The organism is Kocuria oxytropis (assembly GCF_040981195.1).
Lineage (GTDB): Bacteria > Actinomycetota > Actinomycetes > Actinomycetales > Micrococcaceae > Kocuria > Kocuria oxytropis.
The window spans coordinates 1-573 of the sequence record NZ_JAVFXA010000091.1 but is presented as its reverse complement, the minus strand read 5'-3'; the positions used below and the strand labels follow the sequence as shown (position 1 = coordinate 573).

The 573-nt window shown below is 27.1% G+C and carries 1 protein-coding gene; it reads left to right on the top strand.

Annotation, left to right across the window (positions count from 1 at the left end; genetic code table 11):
- Positions 1 to 239: 239 nt before the first annotated feature.
- Positions 240 to 573: hypothetical protein (locus QYM41_RS17725; RefSeq protein ID WP_368801085.1), on the top strand; the 334-nt coding region annotated here is incomplete at its 3' end.

The window sequence follows — 573 nt, the reverse complement described above, 5'->3', positions numbered from 1 at the left end:
GCGTTAATTAGAATGGAAGGCTATTAGAAAGAAGATAGTCTTTAATTAATTTATTACATATGAGATACGGATAGAGCTGAGTGTAATAAGCCGACTTAGTTTTATAATAATTTAGAGCATAAGCAAATGAATTATATTAAAAGTTAAACACTATTCTTTGTATCATTTCTAAACTGAGGCTTGTATTTTATCTAAGTAAATAATAATCTTAATTTTTATATTTTTTTCATAACACCAAAATGTCAATACAATCTATATCTTCAATAATTACCAGACTTAATAAAGAATTAGCTGATATTACGCATAGAATGAGTCTAGAACAAAAAAAAGCAGCTGATATTAATACTAAAATTATTCAAATTCAGACTTCTATTACCAAGACAACAAGTATAAGTACACTAAAAACAAAACTTTCTGAAATTAGTAGAAAAGAACAAGAACATTCTCGAGTTCAAACAAAAATTTCTGACCTCCAAAAAAAGAAAACTGATATTCAAAATAAGTTGCTTAAAGAGAACCAAAATCTAGCAAAGGCTGAAGCAGACGAGCGTAAGAAATTAGATGCTTTAACCA